The sequence below is a fragment of the Microbacterium sp. Z12_35 genome, assembly GCF_058310475.1.
The window spans coordinates 1,266,330-1,283,194 of the sequence record NZ_JBZEGJ010000001.1 but is presented as its reverse complement, the minus strand read 5'-3'; the positions used below and the strand labels follow the sequence as shown (position 1 = coordinate 1,283,194).

General features: G+C 69.5%; 18 protein-coding genes and 1 pseudogene. 12 read left to right on the top strand and 7 right to left on the bottom strand.

All coding sequences use genetic code 11. The features are described 5' to 3' along the window. Positions 1-25: 25 nt before the first annotated feature. Positions 26-1,210, bottom strand: coding sequence for an acyltransferase family protein (locus AC4FS1_RS06395; RefSeq protein ID WP_491153456.1), 1,185 nt, complete (start codon positions 1,208-1,210; stop codon positions 26-28). Positions 1,211-1,286: 76 nt separating this feature from the next. Between AC4FS1_RS06395 and AC4FS1_RS06390 the strand changes: the two genes are divergently transcribed. From AC4FS1_RS06390 to AC4FS1_RS06375, 4 genes are all read left to right on the top strand, one after another. Then, positions 1,287-2,171: an alpha/beta fold hydrolase gene (locus tag AC4FS1_RS06390; protein ID WP_491153454.1), complete on the top strand. Its 885-nt coding sequence runs from the start codon at positions 1,287-1,289 to the stop codon at positions 2,169-2,171. Between the two features lie 108 nt (positions 2,172-2,279). Continuing rightward, positions 2,280-3,485 carry an LLM class flavin-dependent oxidoreductase gene (locus AC4FS1_RS06385; RefSeq protein ID WP_491155660.1) on the top strand — a complete coding sequence of 402 codons (1,206 nt, stop codon included), beginning with the start codon at positions 2,280-2,282 and terminating at the stop codon, positions 3,483-3,485. Between the two features lies 1 nt (position 3,486). Beyond that, positions 3,487-4,152, top strand: a complete 666-nt coding sequence (locus AC4FS1_RS06380; RefSeq protein WP_491153453.1) for a CE1759 family FMN reductase — start codon at positions 3,487-3,489, stop codon at positions 4,150-4,152. A 14-nt stretch (positions 4,153-4,166) separates the two neighbouring features. Next, on the top strand, positions 4,167-4,922 hold the full coding sequence (locus AC4FS1_RS06375; RefSeq protein ID WP_491155658.1) for a fructosamine kinase family protein: 756 nt from the start codon (positions 4,167-4,169) through the stop codon (positions 4,920-4,922). A gap of 45 nt (positions 4,923-4,967) precedes the next feature. On the opposite strand, the gene AC4FS1_RS06370 is transcribed toward AC4FS1_RS06375, so the two are convergent. Beyond that, positions 4,968-5,153 carry a DUF5302 domain-containing protein gene (locus AC4FS1_RS06370; RefSeq protein ID WP_491153451.1) on the bottom strand — a complete coding sequence of 62 codons (186 nt, stop codon included), beginning with the start codon at positions 5,151-5,153 and terminating at the stop codon, positions 4,968-4,970. A 378-nt stretch (positions 5,154-5,531) separates the two neighbouring features. Between AC4FS1_RS06370 and AC4FS1_RS06365 the strand changes: the two genes are divergently transcribed. The 3 genes from AC4FS1_RS06365 (at position 5,532) to AC4FS1_RS06355 (ending at position 9,738) form a co-directional block, all read left to right on the top strand. After that, a complete protein-coding gene (locus AC4FS1_RS06365) occupies positions 5,532-7,817 on the top strand; it encodes a polyribonucleotide nucleotidyltransferase (protein WP_491153449.1) in 2,286 nt (761 codons plus the stop codon). Positions 7,818-8,011: 194 nt separating this feature from the next. Beyond that, positions 8,012-9,037: an aldo/keto reductase gene (locus tag AC4FS1_RS06360; RefSeq protein WP_491153447.1), complete on the top strand. Its 1,026-nt coding sequence runs from the start codon at positions 8,012-8,014 to the stop codon at positions 9,035-9,037. A 98-nt stretch (positions 9,038-9,135) separates the two neighbouring features. Further along, positions 9,136-9,738, top strand: a complete 603-nt coding sequence (locus tag AC4FS1_RS06355) for a histidine phosphatase family protein (RefSeq protein ID WP_491153446.1) — start codon at positions 9,136-9,138, stop codon at positions 9,736-9,738. A gap of 155 nt (positions 9,739-9,893) precedes the next feature. Here the strand turns inward: AC4FS1_RS06355 and AC4FS1_RS06350 are convergent, their stop codons facing one another. Then, positions 9,894-10,361, bottom strand: a complete 468-nt coding sequence (locus AC4FS1_RS06350) for a GNAT family N-acetyltransferase (protein ID WP_491153445.1) — start codon at positions 10,359-10,361, stop codon at positions 9,894-9,896. Positions 10,362-10,392: 31 nt separating this feature from the next. Here AC4FS1_RS06350 and AC4FS1_RS06345 point away from each other — a divergent pair, with 31 nt between their 5' ends. Together AC4FS1_RS06345 and AC4FS1_RS06340 are read left to right on the top strand one after the other, a co-directional pair. Continuing rightward, entirely contained in the window at positions 10,393-11,205 is an 813-nt protein-coding gene (locus AC4FS1_RS06345) for a 4-hydroxy-tetrahydrodipicolinate reductase (RefSeq protein ID WP_491153443.1), read from the top strand. After that, positions 11,202-11,657: a hypothetical protein gene (locus AC4FS1_RS06340; protein WP_491153441.1), complete on the top strand. Its 456-nt coding sequence runs from the start codon at positions 11,202-11,204 to the stop codon at positions 11,655-11,657. Before AC4FS1_RS06345 ends, AC4FS1_RS06340 begins: the two co-directional genes overlap by 4 nt. A 13-nt stretch (positions 11,658-11,670) precedes the next feature. Here AC4FS1_RS06340 and AC4FS1_RS06335 read toward each other — a convergent pair whose 3' ends face one another. From AC4FS1_RS06335 to AC4FS1_RS06320, 4 genes are all read right to left on the bottom strand, one after another. Continuing rightward, positions 11,671-12,579, bottom strand: a complete 909-nt coding sequence (locus AC4FS1_RS06335) for a TIGR01777 family oxidoreductase (RefSeq protein ID WP_491153439.1) — start codon at positions 12,577-12,579, stop codon at positions 11,671-11,673. Next, positions 12,572-12,997: an OsmC family peroxiredoxin gene (locus AC4FS1_RS06330; protein ID WP_491153437.1), complete on the bottom strand. Its 426-nt coding sequence runs from the start codon at positions 12,995-12,997 to the stop codon at positions 12,572-12,574. Before AC4FS1_RS06330 ends, AC4FS1_RS06335 begins: the two co-directional genes overlap by 8 nt. A 120-nt stretch (positions 12,998-13,117) precedes the next feature. Continuing rightward, complete coding sequence (locus tag AC4FS1_RS06325; protein ID WP_491153435.1) at positions 13,118-13,681, bottom strand: DUF4395 domain-containing protein; 564 nt, start codon at positions 13,679-13,681, stop codon at positions 13,118-13,120. Then, on the bottom strand, positions 13,674-14,111 hold the full coding sequence (locus AC4FS1_RS06320) for a thioredoxin family protein (protein ID WP_491153433.1): 438 nt from the start codon (positions 14,109-14,111) through the stop codon (positions 13,674-13,676). The genes AC4FS1_RS06325 and AC4FS1_RS06320 overlap by 8 nt, the downstream gene beginning before the upstream one ends. A 103-nt stretch (positions 14,112-14,214) precedes the next feature. Here AC4FS1_RS06320 and thyX point away from each other — a divergent pair, with 103 nt between their 5' ends. The 3 genes and pseudogenes from thyX to AC4FS1_RS06305 all read left to right on the top strand — a co-directional run. Beyond that, positions 14,215-14,958: an FAD-dependent thymidylate synthase gene (thyX, locus tag AC4FS1_RS06315; RefSeq protein WP_491153432.1), complete on the top strand. Its 744-nt coding sequence runs from the start codon at positions 14,215-14,217 to the stop codon at positions 14,956-14,958. A 230-nt stretch (positions 14,959-15,188) separates the two neighbouring features. Continuing rightward, entirely contained in the window at positions 15,189-15,782 is a 594-nt protein-coding gene (locus tag AC4FS1_RS06310; RefSeq protein WP_491153430.1) for a hypothetical protein, read from the top strand. Beyond that, positions 15,779-16,855 (top strand): annotated as a pseudogene (locus AC4FS1_RS06305) (YhgE/Pip domain-containing protein); the annotation flags it as partial. The gene AC4FS1_RS06310 and the pseudogene AC4FS1_RS06305, both read left to right, overlap by 4 nt. Positions 16,856-16,865: the final 10 nt, after the last annotated feature.

Sequence of the window (16,865 nt, the reverse complement as noted above, 5' to 3'; positions counted from 1 at the left end):
CGGTGTGCACGAATGTTGCCCCGCGTTACCGGCCGTTCGGTCCGGGATCCGCCGGGAGCGGGCGCGGATCTTCCTGCGGACGGCGTGACCCCGTGGGGTCATCCTGGTGGCCTTCCCGGGTCGCCAGCCCGGGATCCGCGAACAGCCAGCTCGGCCGGGGTTCCACCAGCACCCGGAACACCCGGCGCACCGGGCGGGTCGCCAGCCCCAACGCGATGAGGACGCTGGCGACGATCACGATCGGCAGCCACAGCCACGTCGGCTCGAGGTCGCGCAGCACACCCGACTCGCGGAACGGATACAGCACGAACGAGTGCAGCAGATAGACGTACATCGTGTACCTGCCGAAGTGCGTCCACCACGTCTGCCGTCGTGGCAGGAGGGTGAAGAACGCCGTGCACAGGATGACCGCGACGCCCATGAGCAGCAGACGCACCCCGCCGCCCCACCACTGCGGCCCGACGAGAACGGAGTATGCGTCGTCGTAGAACAGCCAGGTCCGGAGGTCGACCCCGCGCCAGACGTCCACGAAGAACCAGCTGACGAGAGCTCCGATGACGAAGGCTGCGATCGATGCCGCGACGGCCCACCACGGCCGGCGGCCGAGAAGATGCAGCCTCTCGACGATGTCGTGCTCACGCAGCCACCAGCCCAGGGTGAAGAAGGGCAGCAGTCCGAGAGTACGGGTGAGTGCGAACGTGGAGTCGATGTTGGGGAGGTAGCCCACGCCGATGGAGATCACGACCGTCCACAGCAGCGGCCAGCGCAGCAGCGCGAGGTAGGGCAGCACGAGGCGGAAGATGCCGAGCGCGAGGAGGAACCACAGCGTCCAGGACGGCTGGGTGAGGTTGGGGTTCGCCTGGCCCTCGACGAGCCACTTCGTCATCGTCCACAGGGCTTCGAAGATGACATACGGGACCACGATGTCGGTCAGGATGCGCGCCATCTGCAGTGGGGTGGGTGCTCCGGACTTCGAGAAGTACCCGGAGATCAGCGCGAAGGCCGGTATATGGAAGGCGTACACGAGGAGATAGAACGCAAGAGCGACATCGGAGTCGTAGGTCAGGCGCTGTGTCGCGTGGCCGAGGACGACGAGCACGATGCACGCGAAGCGAGCGTTGTCCCAGAAGGGCACGCGTCGCCGCGGGCGCGCCGGGGTCACGGTGCCGGTGGGGGATTCCGGGTCGGCGGGGGCGGAGGCGTCGCTCATCTCGGCGTCACACTATCTCGCCCGATCGACGCGCCGACCCCCCTTGCACGGACGGCGAAGCGATACTGTACCGCCGATGACCACTCTCGATGATGCCGTGAGCCGCGACCGAGCGTTGTCGGACCTCGATTGGCGCGTGCTGCCGGTCGGCGCCGAGAGCGATGTGTTCGCGGCACCCAGTGGTGCCATCGCGCGCGTGGCCATGGGCTCGGGGGAGCGCGGCCGCATCGTGCTCGTTCCTGGCGCGACCGGCTCGAAGGAAGACTTCACCCTCATGCTCCCGCTGCTCGCCGACGCGGGGTACCGCGCCGAAGCCTTCGACCTCGCGGGGCAGTATGAGTCCTATCGGGCAGGTCCTGAGCGTCTGCATCCGCCGCGCGCGCACTACGACTACGACCTCTTCGTCGATGATCTCATCGCGGTGCTCGAGGACGACACGGCGCCCGCGCACGTCGTGGGGTACTCCTTCGCGGGCCTCGTCGGGCAGGTGACCCTCTCTCGGCGTCCCGACCTGTTCGCCTCCCTGACGTTGCTCTCGACGCCCCCCGCGACGGGCAACGTTTTCCGAGGGATCAAGCACATCGGGCGGCTGAGTCCGCTGGCATCCCCTCACCGCGGGGCGACGCTGATGCTGTGGGGCATCCGCAACAACCTCAACGGCGTCTCGCCCAGGCGGATTGCGTTCGTGCGCGAACGTTTCGCGCTCACCCGCCGGAGCAGCGTCGACGACATCGTGGGCCTGATGATGCGCATGCCCGACGTCGCCCGGGAAGTGCGGGATGCGGAGGTGCCGCTCCTGTCCGCGGTCGGTTCGCACGATCTGTGGCCCACCGCCCAGCACCGCGCGTACGCCCAGCGCATCGGCGCGCGCTTCGCCGTGTACGACACCGGTCACAGCCCGTGCGAAACCACTCCGCACCAGGTGGTGCGCGATCTGCTCGCCCTGTTCGCGACCGCGTGAGCGGGAATAACCTCAGGAGCGACGCGTTACACGAGGTATATTCACGCGCATATAATCTGAGCGCGGGACGACACGGGAGAGAACGTGAACGACAAAACGTGGCCGGGCATGCAGTTCGGCATCATGACGGTGAGCGATATCACCGAAGATCCCACGACCGGCCAGACGCCCAGCGAGGCGGAGCGCATCCAGGCCACCCTGACCATCGCCAAGCACGCGGAGGAGGTGGGCCTCGACGTCTTCGCGCTGGGGGAGCACCACAACCCGCCCTTCTGGTCCTCGTCACCGACCACGACCCTCGCGTACATCGCGGCGCAGACCGAGCGCCTCATCCTCACCACCTCCACGACCCTCATCACCACGAACGACCCGGTGAAGATCGCCGAGGACTTCGCGATGCTGCAGCACGTGTCCGGTGGACGCGTGGACCTCATGCTCGGCCGCGGCAACACCGGGCCGGTGTATCCGTGGTTCGGGAAGGACATCCGTCAGGGTCTGCCGCTGACCATCGAGAACTACGACCTCCTGCACCGCTTGTGGAGTGAGGATGTCGTGGACTGGGAAGGGAAGTTCCGCACCCCGCTGCAGGGCTTCACCTCGACCCCGCGTCCGCTGGACGGCGTGCCGCCCTTCGTCTGGCACGGCTCCATCCGCACGCCGGAGATCGCCGAGCAGGCCGCGTTCTACGGAAACGGGTTCTTCGCGAACAACATCTTCTGGCCGAAGGAGCACTATCAGCGCCTGATCACGCTGTACCGGGAGCGTTTCGCGCATTACGAGCACGGCACGCCCGAGCAGGCGATCGTCGGGCTCGGCGGGCAGGCGTTCATGCGTGCGAAGTCGCAGGACGCCGTTCGCGAGTTCCGCCCGTACTTCGACAACGCCCCCGTGTACGGCCATGGCCCGAGCCTCGAGGACTTCACCGAGATGACCCCGCTCACGGTGGGCTCGCCCCAGCAGGTCATCGACCGATACGCCGGCATGCGGGACGCGTATGGGGACTACCAGCGCCAGCTGTTCCTGATGGATCACGCGGGTCTTCCGCTGAAGACGGTGCTCGAGCAGCTCGACATCCTCGGCGGCGAGGTCGTGCCCGTCCTCCGCAAGGAGCTCGCGCAGAACCGCCCCGCGTCGGTTCCGGATGCTCCCACCCACGCCAACCTCGTCGCCGCCGCGTACGGTGATGGCGTGCCCCGCGAGGCGCGGCCGAAGGCAAACCGCGGCGACAACCTCACCGACGGGTCGCCGTACCGCGATACCGCGGCGCGGACCGGGAGCGCGTTCGGGGCGGCTGCGAGCCGGACGGGAGCGTGACATGACCGTCCGTCGCATCGCCGTGGTGACGGCGGGGCTCTCCAACCCCTCGTCCACCCGGATGCTCGCCGACCGCCTCGCAGCGGCGGCTGTCACAGCCCTTCGGGCAACGACCACCGCATCCGACCCCGACGGGATCGATGCTGAGGTCGATGTGTTCGAGTTGCGCGACTACGCGCATGACATCACGAACAACCTCCTCACCGGGTTCGCCGCGCCGGGCCTCGAGTCCATGATCAACGCCGTGGTGTCGGCGGACGCGATCATCGCGGTCACGCCGATCTTCTCCACGAGCTATTCGGGATTGTTCAAGTCGTTCGTCGACATCCTCGACCCCGACGCCCTCGCCGGAGTGCCTGTGCTGCTCGGGGCGAACGCCGGCACCCCGCGGCACTCGCTCGCGATCGACTATGCGCTGCGTCCGCTGTTCACCTATCTGCACGCCAACCCCGTGCCGACGGGCGTCTTCGCCGCATCCAGCGACTGGGGAGCCAGCGCGGACGAGGTCGCCCCACTGGGCTCGCGGGTCGATCGGGCGGCCAGGGAGCTCGCTGCGGCCATCGCCGCCCGGGAGCCTGCCCGGGAGGACGATCCCTACGACCCGTCCTCCTACCTCGGGGAAGGGCGCTCGTTCGGGCATCTTCTCGGCGGCCTGGCGGGGGAGTAGCCGGCGTGGAGCGCATCGTCAAGGAGCGCGCCGACGCACCCGAGGGCTTCTTCGAGGCCGAGGCGGCGGGCCTGCAGTGGCTCGCCGCGGCCGGCGGCGCCCGGTTCGCGCGGGTCCTGGAGGTCGGTCCCGGGCGCATCGTTCTCGAGCGGGTGCGTCAGGGCGAACCGGATGCGGTGTCTGCCGCGGCGTTCGGGAGGGCGCTGGCCGATACGCACGCCGCGGGCGCGGAGGCCTTCGGCGCTCCGCCGGAGGGATGGACCGGCCCGACCTTCATCGGCCGGCGTCGCCAGCCCGCCGAGCCGACGGCGACGTGGGGGGCGTTCTATGCCGCGCAGCGTGTGATGCCGTTCGTGCCGGCGGCTGTGGATGCCGGCAACCTGACGGTCGACGAAGCCCGTGGGGTCGAGCGGGCGTGCGCCATCATCGCCTCCGGCACCTTCGACGACGGCGACCCGCCGGCGCGCCTCCACGGCGACCTGTGGAACGGCAATGTCCTGTGGTCGCGCGAGGGCGTCGTCCTCATCGACCCGGCAGCGCACGGCGGACATCGCGAGACCGACCTGGCGATGCTCGAACTGTTCGGATGCCCGTTCCTCGACGTCTCGCGCGCTGCCTACGACGAGCGCCGTCCCCTGCGGGCGGGCTGGCGCGACCGCATCCCGGTGCACCAGCTGCATCCCCTGGCGGTGCATGCCGCCGGGCATGGCCGCTCGTACGGGCGGGCTCTGGCCGATGCGGCCGCGCGCACGATCGCCCTGGCCGGCTGAAGGGCTCTGCGTTCGGGCCGAAAGGCGGCCCCGGGAAAGCTCCGGTCAGCCGCTCTTGCGGCGGAATTCCCGCTTGGAGCTCGCCGCGCCGTGGGTGCCATGGACGGGCGAGTCGCCGTCCAGGTGTGCCTCGCCATTGCGGTTGGCGGCGTTCTTCTTGTCGAGCGCTTCGCGGAACTTGCGCTTCATCTCATCGGATGCTGCGCCCGCGGGTTTGCCTTCACTGCTCATATCCCTAGCCTAGGCGGGCACTTCGCGTGAGTACACCGCACGGGGCGGCGGGGTTCGTCCCGCTCGCATGCCGTGCCGGGCGTGCGCTCGCCGTTCCCGGGGGAGTCCTCAGCCGGGACGGAGGCGCTCCTGATACGCTGATGTCGGTTACCGAATTCGGTACCCCGCTCAATTTCATATGAGCTGCGGAGCAGGCCGGCAGACGCTGGTCCCCTGTGGTGGATCCCCATCCGTGTCGGATGGTGGTCGTCTACTGGTGGCCAGTCGCCCGGTACCGCGCCGACTTGTCGTCGCGCGCCCTTTCTGCCTGTTCCTGCTCCTTCGAATGCCTCGCCCGTCATACGGACGCGCGAGTCTAAACAAAGAAGGAGGGACCTCTTGGAAGGTCCAGAAATCACCGCCGCTGAAGCCGTTCTCGATAACGGCCGTTTCGGCACCCGCACTGTCCGGTTCGAGACCGGCCGTCTGGCGCAGCAGGCCCAGGGCGCCGTCGCCGCGTACCTCGACGAAGAGACCATGATTCTCTCGGCGACCAGCGCCGGCAAGCACCCGCGTGAAGGATTCGACTTCTTCCCGCTCACCGTCGACGTCGAAGAGCGCTCGTACGCCGCCGGAAAGATCCCCGGCTCGTTCTTCCGTCGCGAGGGACGCCCGTCCACCGAGGCGATCCTCGTCTGCCGTCTCATCGACCGGCCGCTTCGTCCGTCCTTCGTCGAGGGGCTCCGCAACGAGGTCCAGATCGTTGTGACGATCCTCTCGATCGCGCCCGGCGAGTTCTACGACGCGCTGGCGATCAACGCCGCATCCCTGTCGACGCAGATCTCCGGTCTGCCGTTCTCCGGTCCGATCGCCGGTGTGCGCCTCGCGCTCATCCCCGGCTCGGGCGAGCACGCCGACCAGTGGATCGCGTTCCCGACCGCGGCGCAGCTCGAGACCGCCGTTTTCGACCTGATCGTCGCCGGCCGTGTCATCACGGACGCCGACGGCAAGGACGATGTCGCGATCATGATGGTCGAGGCCGAAGCCACCGAAGGCAGCTGGAACCTGATCAAGGGCGGCGCTACCAAGCCGAACGAGCAGGTCGTCGCCGAGGGCCTCGAGGCGTCGAAGCCGTTCATCAAGGAGCTCGTCGCGGCGCAGAACGTCGTGGCGAACACCGCGGCCAAGCCCATCAAGGACTTCCCCGTCTTCCTGCCTTACAGCAAGGAGACCTACGACTTCGTCGCCGGCCTCGCCTACGACAAGCTCGTGCCGATCTACCAGATCGCCGACAAGATCGAGCGTCAGAACGCCGACGACGAGCTGAAGGATGCTGTGAAGGCTGAGCTTCTCGCCGCCGTCGAAGCGGGCCGACTGCCTGCCGTCGCGACCCTGGAGTTCTCGGCCGCCTACAAGTCGGTCACGAAGCTGATCGTGCGCAGCCGGATCCTCACCGAGGGCGTGCGCATGGACGGCCGCGGCCTGGCGGACATCCGTCCGCTGGACGCAGAGGTGCAGGTCATCCCGCGCGTGCATGGCTCGGCGATCTTCCAGCGCGGTGAGACCCAGATCCTGGGCGTCACCACGCTGAACATGCTCAAGATGGAGCAGCAGATCGACTCGCTGTCGCCGGTGACGCGCAAGCGTTACATGCACCACTACAACTTCCCGCCGTACTCGACCGGTGAGACCGGCCGTGTGGGAAGCCCCAAGCGCCGCGAGATCGGGCACGGCTTCCTGGCCGAGCGCGCCCTCGTGCCCGTGCTGCCCAGCCGCGAGGAGTTCCCGTACGCGATCCGTCAGGTCTCCGAGGCGCTGGGCTCCAACGGCTCGACGTCGATGGGCTCCGTATGCGCTTCGACCCTGTCGCTGCTGAACGCCGGTGTGCCGCTGCGCGCGCCGGTCGCCGGTATCGCCATGGGCCTGGTGACCGACCAGGTCGACGGCCAGACGCGCTACGCCGCGCTGACCGACATCCTGGGCGCCGAAGACGCCCTCGGTGACATGGACTTCAAGGTCGCCGGTACGAGCGAGTTCGTCACGGCGATCCAGCTCGACACGAAGCTCGACGGCATCCCGTCGTCGGTGCTCACGGCCGCGCTGCAGCAGGCGCACGAGGCACGGCTCACGATCCTCGGTGTGCTCAACGCCGCGATCGACGCGCCGGATGAGATGGCGCCCACGGCCCCGCGCGTGATCAGCGTGCAGATCCCCGTCGACAAGATCGGCGAGCTCATCGGCCCCAAGGGCAAGACGATCAACTCGATCCAGGACGCCACCGGCGCCGACATCTCCATCGAGGAGGACGGCACCGTCTACATCGGCGCGACCGACGGCCCGTCGGCTGAGGCCGCGCGTGCCCAGGTCAACGCGATCGCGAACCCGACCAACCCGGAGATCGGCGAGCAGTTCCTCGGAACCGTCGTCAAGATCGCGACGTTCGGTGCGTTCATCTCGCTCCTGCCCGGCAAGGACGGCCTGCTGCACGTCAGCGAGGTTCGCAAGCTCGCCGGCGGCAAGCGTGTCGAGAACGTCGAAGACGTCCTCTCGGTCGGTCAGAAGATCCTCGTGAAGATCACGAAGATCGATGACCGCGGCAAGCTCTCGCTCGAGCCGGTCGTCGAAGAGGCCTCCGACACCGAGGCTCCGGCTGACGCCCCGGCTGAGGCGACCGTCGAGGTCTGATCCGCAAGAACAACGATGCCCGTCCCGCCTGTGCGGGGCGGGCATCGTCTTGCGCAAAGCGTTATGCAATGTTTACCGACGGGCGCGCTCAATCGGCGGGAGTGTCCGAGGCAGGACATAGCCTCGTAATACGCGCCGGAGCGCGCGGTTTCAGATTGGATCCGTGCTCGCCGGCCTCACCCTGGGAGCGCACCATGTCGGGCTTGAGCGTCGGTCAACCGGCCTCTGTGAGCTTGCGCCCGCCTGCTCCCTCGCACCCTTCCGCTCCCATCCCCGTGCAGGGACCCGCCCTCGGCGAGGCCGTCCGGGTGCCGCTGGGGGAGTCGGGTCTCGACGTCTTCCCCCTCGCCTTGGGGGGTGCAGAGTTCGGGTGGAACGTCGATGTCGAAGCCAGTCACGGCATCCTGGACACCTACTTGGAGCTCGGCGGCAACATGCTGCACACGGCCGACAGCTTCTCGGCGGGGCGAAGCGAGTACATCATCGGGCAATGGATGCGCTCGCGCGGGACACGCGACGAAGTGGTGGTCGCCGTTCGCGTCGGGCGTCATCCCGATAACCCCGGCCTCGGTTCGGTGAACCTCGTCCGCGCCGTGGAAGCGTCGCTGACCCGCCTCGGGACCGACCGCATCGACGTGCTCTACCTCGATGCGAAAGCCGCCGACCCGGTTCCCCTGGAAGACACCCTCGCGACCTCGGAGTGGCTGGTCGAGTCGGGCAAGGTCCGCACCGTCGGCGCGTACGGCTACACGGCGGCGCAGCTCGTGGAAGCCCGCATCCTGGCGGCGGCTGGGTACCCTCGCATCACCGTGCTCGACGTGCCGTACAACGTGGTTCGCCGCGACGAGTTCGATGGCGATCTGCGCCTCGTGGCCGGCGCTCAGGGCATGGCCGTGACGCCGTCGCACGCCCTCGAGCACGGGTTCCTCGCCGGTGCGCAGCGGCGACGTTCGCGCGATGTGCGCTCGGTGCGCGGCGCGCAGATGGCGGCCAGCCTCACTCGTCGCGGCACCCGCACGCTCCGCGCTCTCGACGCGCTTGCCGCGGAACTGAGCGTTCCGGTCGCCGCCGTGGCGGTCGCGTGGCTGCTGGCAGAGCGCATCGTCACCGCCCCCATCGTCAACGCCTTCGCACCCGAGCACGTCGAAGAACTCGTGCAGGGCGTCGGTGTCCGGCTGAGCCGCGCCCAGCTGTCCGACATCGCGCGCGCGATCGCCTGAAGCGCGGCGCGCCGACTTCTCCCGTCCCCTCCCGTCGCCCCTGTCGTAGGGTGGGAGGGTGCTTCCGAGCATGCCGACCGACGACGAAGCGAGCTGACGTGACGCACTACATCTACCTCGTGCGCCACGGCGAGCATCTCGACGCTGAGCACGGTCTGGTCGACGGGCCGTTGTCGCCGCGCGGTCTCCGGCAGGCGGCCGCCCTGGCGGATCGCCTCTCCGGCGTGCCCCTCGATGCGGTCTGGCACTCCCCTCTGCAGCGGGCCGAACAGACCGCTGTGGCCGTTGCTGAGCGGTTGCAGGCGATCTCACCGACACCGTCCGCGCTGCTGTTCGACTGCATCCCCACGGGGATGACAAGCGAGACTCCTTCCGCCTACGAGCCCTTCTTCGGCGCAGTGACGGAGGCCGAGATCGAGGCCGGCGGCGCGCAGATGGCGGACGCGACGGCGGAATTCCTCGCCCGCCGCTCGGGCGAGGTGCACGAGCTCTTGATCACGCACAACTTCGTGATCGGATGGTTCGTCCGCGAGGTTCTGCAGGCCCCCGACTGGCGATGGATGACCCTCAACCAGGCGCATTGCGGGCTGAGCGTCATTGCTCAGAAGCCCGGACGTCCCTGGACGCTGCTCGCCCACAACGACCTGGCCCACCTGCCCGTCGAGCTGCGCACCGGCCTCCCCGAGCCGAGCCCGGTCTAGCGCCCAGCCAGCAGGCCCGTTCGCGAAACCATACGTCCTCGACGAGCTCACATCCCGTCGGCATCCACCCGGGTGTTCTCGCCGAACGATATGTCCTCGCGCCCCGCGGCGGACGGTCGAGGCGAGAGCAACGCGCGGGCGACCCGGTGGGGCGCTCAGGCGAGGGGCTTGGCGTACCAGCGCGTCGCGTTGGTGTTGTCGTTGTACGGCTCGGTGGGGACGTAGCCCGACCGCTCGTAGAGCGATCCGGCCGCATCCAGGGTGTGATGGGTATCGAGCACCATCTCGGCTCCGCCGGCCTCGACGGCGCGCCGCTCGAGATCCTGCAGCAGCATGCGCCCCCAGCCGCGGCCGCGTCCGGCGTCGCACACATAGAGGTGCTTGACCTCGAATCGCGGGCCCAGCGGTCCGTCGGGGAGGCGGCGGATGCCGGCGCACCCGGCAGGCTCTTCGCCGTCGTACAGCACGAGGAAGACGCCGTCGGGATCTTGGAAGGAGTCGGGAGAGGGGAAGACCGTTCGGTAGCCGCCGCCGGGGAAGATCGAGGCGCGAAGGGCGAAGTACTCCTCCAGCAGCGCGTGGGCGTGGGGGGAGTCGACGCTCACGGGACGGATCGTGACCATGCTCCGAGGGTAGGCCACTTAGGGTGGGACCATGACGACGCGCGTGGCTCTCGTGGGCGGAACCGGCAAGCTGGGCAGCGTCATCCGATCCGTGATCGACGACGCGCCCGATTTCGAGGTGACCTCGATCCTCACCTCGTCCTCGAGTCTGGATGAGCTCGCGGGCGCCGACCTGGTGGTGGATGCCTCCTCCACCGTTGTCTCCATCGACGTCGTGCGGGCCGCGATCGCGCGGGGCATCAACCTCCTCGTCGGCACGTCGGGGTGGTCAAGCGAACGCATAGCGCTCATCCGCCCCCTCGTGGATGCGGCCGGCACCGGCGCCGTGTTCATCCCGAACTTCTCGCTCGGATCGGTCGTCGGAAGCGCCCTCGCCGCCGCAGCGGCGCCGCATTTCCCGTCGATCGAGATCGTGGAAGCGCACCGCGAGACCAAAGTCGATTCGCCGAGCGGCACGGCTGTCCGCACGGCGGAGATCATCGCCGCGGCCCGCTCCGGTGTGGGGCCGGTCGAATCGCCCCACGTCGACCAGCGAGCCCGTGGTCAGCAGGTCGCCAGCGTGCCGATCCATTCGCTGCGCCGACCGGGCGTGGTCGCGCGGCAGGAGGTCGTGCTCTCCGGGGCCGGAGAGTCCTTGACGATCGTGCACGACACCGTCGACCCGGCCCTCGCGTACGCCCCCGGCATCCGGATCGCGCTCACCGCTGCGCGCGACGCGGTGGGGGTCACGGTCGGACTCGACAGCTTCATCGACGTCGGTATCCGCATCCCGTCCCCGCGCGTCGACGGTCCCGCGCCGGTCGAGGGCGGCTCAGGGCAGGTGGCGGGCGGAACCGGCCTGTGACCGCGCGCATCGGCGTCGCGCTGATGGCAGCGGTCCTGCTGCTGTACATCGTGCTGGTGGGTCAGCGGGCGTGGCTGTTGCTGATCAGCGGGGATGGCATCGGGATCGCCCTGGGCGTCGCGCTCCTCGTGCTGCCGTTGCTCGCCGCGTGGGCTCTGGGTCGCGAACTGTGGTTCGGATGGCGCGCAGACCGGCTCGGTCGGCGGCTCGAAATCGACAATGCGCTTCCCGACGACTCCGTGGCGGTGCGTCCGAGCGGCCGTGTGGTGCGTGAGGACGGCGACGCTGTCTTCCCGCAGTACCGGGCCGAGGTGGAGGAGAGTCCGGAGGACTGGCGGGCGTGGTACCGCCTGGGTCTGGCGTACGACGCGGCATCCGATCGCCGCCGGGCGCGCGAGGCGATCCGCCGTGCCATCCAGCTCGAGGGGACGGAGCGCCGCGGCACCCGATGAGGGATGCGGCGCCTCAGGCCGCCGGGGGAACCACGGCCGCGATCGCCGAATCGACGGTCTGGTGGGTGAAGCGGAATCCGCCCCGCTCCAGCACTTCGGGGACGACATCGGCGTCGGAGGTGAGGATCGCCTCGGTCGCGTCGGATCCGAGCACCAGCCGCAGCGCCCACGCCGGGGCGCGCAGCACGTAGGGCCGGTTCATCCGCAGCGCGAGTGCGAAGCCGAGGTCGTTGGCTGTCGCGCGAGTGGGACCGACGAGGTTGACGGGGCCTTCCAGCCCCTCGTCCATCACATGGCGGATGGCGCGGACCTCGTCCACGAGCGAGATCCAGGGCCAGACCTGGGTGCCTCGTCCGATGGGGCCGGCCAGTCCGAGCCGGGTGAGCAGGAGAAGCGGCTTGAGCACCCCGTCCGGGTGCACGAGCGGCGCTGTCCGGAGGAGAGCGACACGGGCGTGCGAACCGGCCGCGCGGGCGGCGTTCTCCCACTCGCCGCAGAGGTCGGCGAGGAACCCCTCCCCGCGGGGCGATTCTTCGGTGAGTCGACGACCGGGCACCGACCCGTAGTACCCGACGGCGGACGCGGAGACGAAAGCCGGAGCATCCGCCCCCAGCGCGCGAAGCGCCGTGGCGAGCGTGCGGGTCGGGGTGATGCGCGACCACAACAGGGTGCTCTTATACCGCGGCGTCCACGGGAAGCGGCCGATGCTTGCGCCGTTGAGCGCAACGACGGCGTCGGCGCCGGCGAGCACGTCCGGATCGAGCGGTTCCGGACCGGTCAGCCATTCCACCTCGCCCGGTGCCGCCGCGGGACGGCGCACGAGGGTGGTGACCTCGATGCCGTCGGCGCGCAGGCTGTCGGCGAGGGCGCTTCCGATGAGGCCGGAAGCGCCCGCGACGACGACACGGCGGGTGTCAGGCAAGCGTTGCCTCGAGGGTGATCTCGATGCCGGCGAGGGCCTGCGAGACGGGGCAGTTGGCCTTGGCCTCCGCGGCGATGCGCTCGAACGTCTCGGCGTCGATGCCCGGGACGACGGCGTTCACGTTGAGGTGGCTGCCGCTGATGCCGGTGCCGGGCTTGAAGGTCACGGATGCCGTCGCATCCACCGACTCCGGCGGGGTGCCGTTCTGCGCGAGGGCATGCGACAGCGCCATGCTGAAGCAGGCGGAGTGCGCGGCGGCGAGGAGCTCTTCCGGGGTCGTCACCGATGTGGACCCCTCGCTGCGAGCCTTCCAGTTGACGTCGAAGGTTCCGGCGCCGGAGGTGGCAAGCGCCACCTGGCCCGATCCCTCCATGAGACTGCCTCTCCAGGCGGTGCGGGCTTCGCTCGTGACGGTCATGGAATACCTCCCGGGTCGACGGTGGCACCGCGTCGGGCGGTGTCGGTGCGAGCCTAATCGGACGGCGCGGGGGACGGGATGCCTCGACAGCGTGAGACCTGCGTGGTACCCGCGGGTGCGTCAGGCGGAGGCGGGGCGGCGCCGGCCCAGGATGCCCACGCGCTGCAGCAGCAGGTAGAGCTGGCAGCCCAGGCACAGCCCGAAGGCGGCGTTGAGGAACGCGGCCACGAACGCCATCCCGGCGGCGATCGGGAGCGCCCATGGGACGCCGAGCACGTGGAGCAGCAGTCCCGCGGCGGTGACGACGAGGCCGACGCCCTGCGCGAAGCGCGGCGGGCGCGGGTCTTCCCGTTCGGCCGGCGGGCCGAGGCGCGGTTGGACGACGCGGCGGTAGAGAACGCCCCACGGTGCGGTGCGCGGCGACACCACGCCCCACAGGAACAGCAGCGCGATCACGGCCAGCAGCAGGAACCCCGGGTCGAGAAAGCGAGCGGACAGGGGAGCCACTGTCACGGACCACGAACCGCTGACGAAAGCGAAGTCGCCCGTCAGGCGTTCCGGTGCGCGGGCCGTGGAGATTCCGGTGAGCCCCAGCACGACATCGATGGCGAGCAACAGGGCGGTGATGCCTGCCGCGAAGCGGGGTCCGCGCGGGTCGATGCCCGCGGGCAGGGCGTCAGGCACGAGCGCCCTCGCCGGTCAAGCGGGTGAGCTCCAGCTCGAGCATGTCGCGCCCCGGCACGCCGCCGATACGGGACTGCACGGCGCCATGACGGTCGAGGATGAGGGTGGTGGGCGTCTGGAGGACGCGGAAGTGCTTGGCGATGTCGGGCCGGTGTGTGAGGTCGACGTTGAGGTGGCGGACACCGTCGTGCCCGGCGGCGACGGATGACAGTATCCGGTGCAGCCCCGGGCACCTCGAGCACATGTCGGTGCTGAACTGCAGCAGCGTCGCCCTTTCACCGAGCCCGTCGGCACCGAGCCGCTCCGGCTGGATGACCTCGTGCGGGACGTCCCTGCGGATGCGCACCGCCCGATGGCGGACGACGAGTCCGCTCACGAGCACCGCGGCCAGGAGGGCCGTGAGCGCGAGCATGGCGTCGAAGAGTGACATCAGGAGCCACGTTATCGGCCCCCGCCGGTCCGTGGGCAGAGATGTTCCACATGACGCGGACGGCGTAACGATCGCTGTCGGCCGACGGCAGTAGGGTGGCACCGTGACTGACGCCGACATCCGCCCCGAGATCGAATTCCGCAGCGACGTCACCGTCGAGCTGGTGCGAGCCAGCGCGTCGGATGCCGATGTGCTCTTCGCCGCCCGCGTCTCCACCCAGGGCGAGCAGACTCTGGAGGCTGCGCAGTCCGGCACCGAGGCGTCGGGGCGCGACCGGGGCCTCATCAACTACCTCATGCGCGACCGGCACGGCTCGCCCTTCGAGCACAACTCGATGACCTTCTACGTGCAGGCGCCGATTTTCGTCTTCCGCGAGTTCATGCGTCACCGCATCGCCTCGTACAACGAAGAATCGGGCCGCTACCGCGAGCTCCGACCGGTCTTCTACGTTCCCGCTCCGGAGCGCAACCTGGTGCAGGTGGGCAAACCCGGCGCCTACGAGTTCCTCCCCGGCAGTCCCGAGCAGCACGCGCTCGTCGACACCGCGACGAAGGATGCCGCGGAGTTCGCGTTTTCGGCGTACCAGCGGATGCTGGCCGCCGGCGTCGCCCGCGAGGTCGCACGCATCGTGCTGCCCCTGAACATCTACTCGTCGATGTACGTGACGATGAACGCGCGCTCCCTCATGAACTTCCTGTCGCTGCGCACCAAGGTCGAGGGCACCCACTTCCCGTCGTTCCCCCAGCGGGAGATCGAGATGTGCGCGGAGAAGATGGAGAAGCTCTGGACCGAGCTCATGCCGCTCACCCACTCCGCGTTCAACGCGAACGGCCGCGTGGCTCCCTGAGGGACGCCGGCGGCATGACGCGCTGCCTCCGATTGGGTCTTTAGTCTCTGGTCATTCGTCCCCGCCGCGGCGAGAGTGAGCAGCGGCGAGGCCCTCGCCCGGAGGGAGTGGACATGGCCGATTCATGCTCACTCCGCGCCCGAACCGTGACGGTGCTGAAGGTGGTGTGAGCCGTGCGCGTCCACCTGGACGGCGTCGGCAAGGACGAACGCGCTCATGCACTTCCGCCCATGACGGTGGAGTTCGAAACCGGGCGGACGACGTTCGGGTTGGCCGAGACGGAGCAGCGACCCACGGTCCTGGGACTGCTGGCCGCGGGCCGGATGCGACCGGACACCGGCGCGGTGCTCCTCGACGGCCGACCCGATGCACGTGCGTTGCGCCGGATGGTGGCCCTCGTCGACGCCCCGGACATCTCGGCGCCCGAACCCAACGTGGCCGTCGCGGCTGTCGTTGCGGAGGAGCTGATGTTCGCCGGTCAGCGTTCGGGGCCGGTCGCGGCGCGACGCTGGCTGCGCGAACAGGGGATGAGCGACGCCGCCCGCCGTCCGGTCAGCAACCTCGAACCGGTACGGCGTCTGCGCATACTGTGTGAGCTGGCGGTGCTGCGCAAGAACGTCAGCGGACTGGTGCTGGTGTCACCCGATCGCCACGGTGCAGATCCTCGCGACTGGTGGTCGCTCGTGGCCGAGTTCGCCGCCCGCCGGTTCGCCGTGCTCGTGATCGCCGGGGAGGCCTCGCGCCTCGTCCTGGGTGCGCGCATCGGCGTGCCCGACGACCCGGCGCCGCGGGCGATCGCGGCAGGCCCGACCGGTGCGTCATGAAGATCTCCCATATGGTGGCCGCCGAGTTGCGGCGGTTGGTGTCCAGACCGATGTCGGCCCTCGCCCTCGTCGCACTGCTGTGTGTGCCGATCCTCTACGGGGGCTTTTATCTGTGGGCGAACCAGGATCCGTACCAGCGGCTCGGGAGCATTCCCGCCGGAATCGTCGTCCTGGACGCGGGCGCTCAGATCCAGGGAGAGCAGCGCAATCTCGGCGACGAGATCTCCGAGGAACTGCGCAAGAGCAAGACGTTTCGGTGGAGCGTCGTCGGCGAGCGCGCCGGGGAGACGGGCCTGCGGGACGGCAGATACGAGTTCCTCATCGTCGTACCCCGCGATTTCTCGGAGGCCGTCGCCTCGATCACAGGATCCGCGCCTGAGCGCGCGGCGATCGAACTGCGCACGAACGACGCCAACAATTACTTGGCCTCCTCGATCGGCACGCAGGCCGTCCAGCGGGTGCAGAACGTCATCGCCCGGAAGGTGATCGATGAGGCGGCGTCGGCAGTGCTGGGCGGCCTCGCCGAGATCCGCGCCAAACTGCTGGAGGCCGCGTCCGGAGCCGGGCAACTCTCTGAGGGACTGTCGACGGCCGGAGCCGGCGCCGAGCAGCTGCGCTCAGGATCGCAGCAACTCCTCGATGGGACCGCGCAGTTGCGCGAGGGAAGCGAGAGCCTGGCGGCGGGAGCGCAGGAGGTCGCCGCCGGCGTGCGAGAACTGGACGGCGTCGCGGACGACGCGGGCGCGCTGGCCGCGCGGGCCACTGCCGACCTTCCGCAGGTGCAGGCCGATCTCGTCCAGGTCCTGACCGACGCGGGTCTCCCGCAGGATCAGATCGACCAGGCCGTCGCCCGTCTCCAACCGGTGGGTGACCGGCTCCGCAGCCTGAACGACCGCTTGCAGGGTGCGGTGTCGCGCATCGACCGCCTCTCGGCCGGGGCGGGGGAGGTCGCTGCCGGGGCGTCGAGCCTGGCCGGGGGACTGGGGTCAGCGGAATCGGGGGCGACCGAGCTGCGCGGCGGCATCGACCAGCTGGCCGCCGGAATCACCGAGTTGTCGGCCGGTGCGGGCGAGCTCACCACCG

Coding starts and splice junctions, on each gene's coding strand:
- AC4FS1_RS06370 (WP_491153451.1), bottom strand. CDS start 5,153: ATGAGCAGTGAAGGCAAACCCGCGGGCGCAGCATCCGATGAGATGAAG.
- AC4FS1_RS06385 (WP_491155660.1), top strand. CDS start 2,280: ATGCAGTTCGGCATCATGACGGTGAGCGATATCACCGAAGATCCCACG.
- AC4FS1_RS06390 (WP_491153454.1), top strand. CDS start 1,287: ATGACCACTCTCGATGATGCCGTGAGCCGCGACCGAGCGTTGTCGGAC.
- AC4FS1_RS06320 (WP_491153433.1), bottom strand. CDS start 14,111: ATGTCACTCTTCGACGCCATGCTCGCGCTCACGGCCCTCCTGGCCGCG.
- AC4FS1_RS06330 (WP_491153437.1), bottom strand. CDS start 12,997: ATGACCGTCACGAGCGAAGCCCGCACCGCCTGGAGAGGCAGTCTCATG.
- AC4FS1_RS06380 (WP_491153453.1), top strand. CDS start 3,487: ATGACCGTCCGTCGCATCGCCGTGGTGACGGCGGGGCTCTCCAACCCC.
- AC4FS1_RS06350 (WP_491153445.1), bottom strand. CDS start 10,361: ATGGTCACGATCCGTCCCGTGAGCGTCGACTCCCCCCACGCCCACGCG.
- AC4FS1_RS06360 (WP_491153447.1), top strand. CDS start 8,012: ATGTCGGGCTTGAGCGTCGGTCAACCGGCCTCTGTGAGCTTGCGCCCG.
- AC4FS1_RS06345 (WP_491153443.1), top strand. CDS start 10,393: ATGACGACGCGCGTGGCTCTCGTGGGCGGAACCGGCAAGCTGGGCAGC.
- AC4FS1_RS06310 (WP_491153430.1), top strand. CDS start 15,189: ATGACGGTGGAGTTCGAAACCGGGCGGACGACGTTCGGGTTGGCCGAG.
- AC4FS1_RS06395 (WP_491153456.1), bottom strand. CDS start 1,210: ATGAGCGACGCCTCCGCCCCCGCCGACCCGGAATCCCCCACCGGCACC.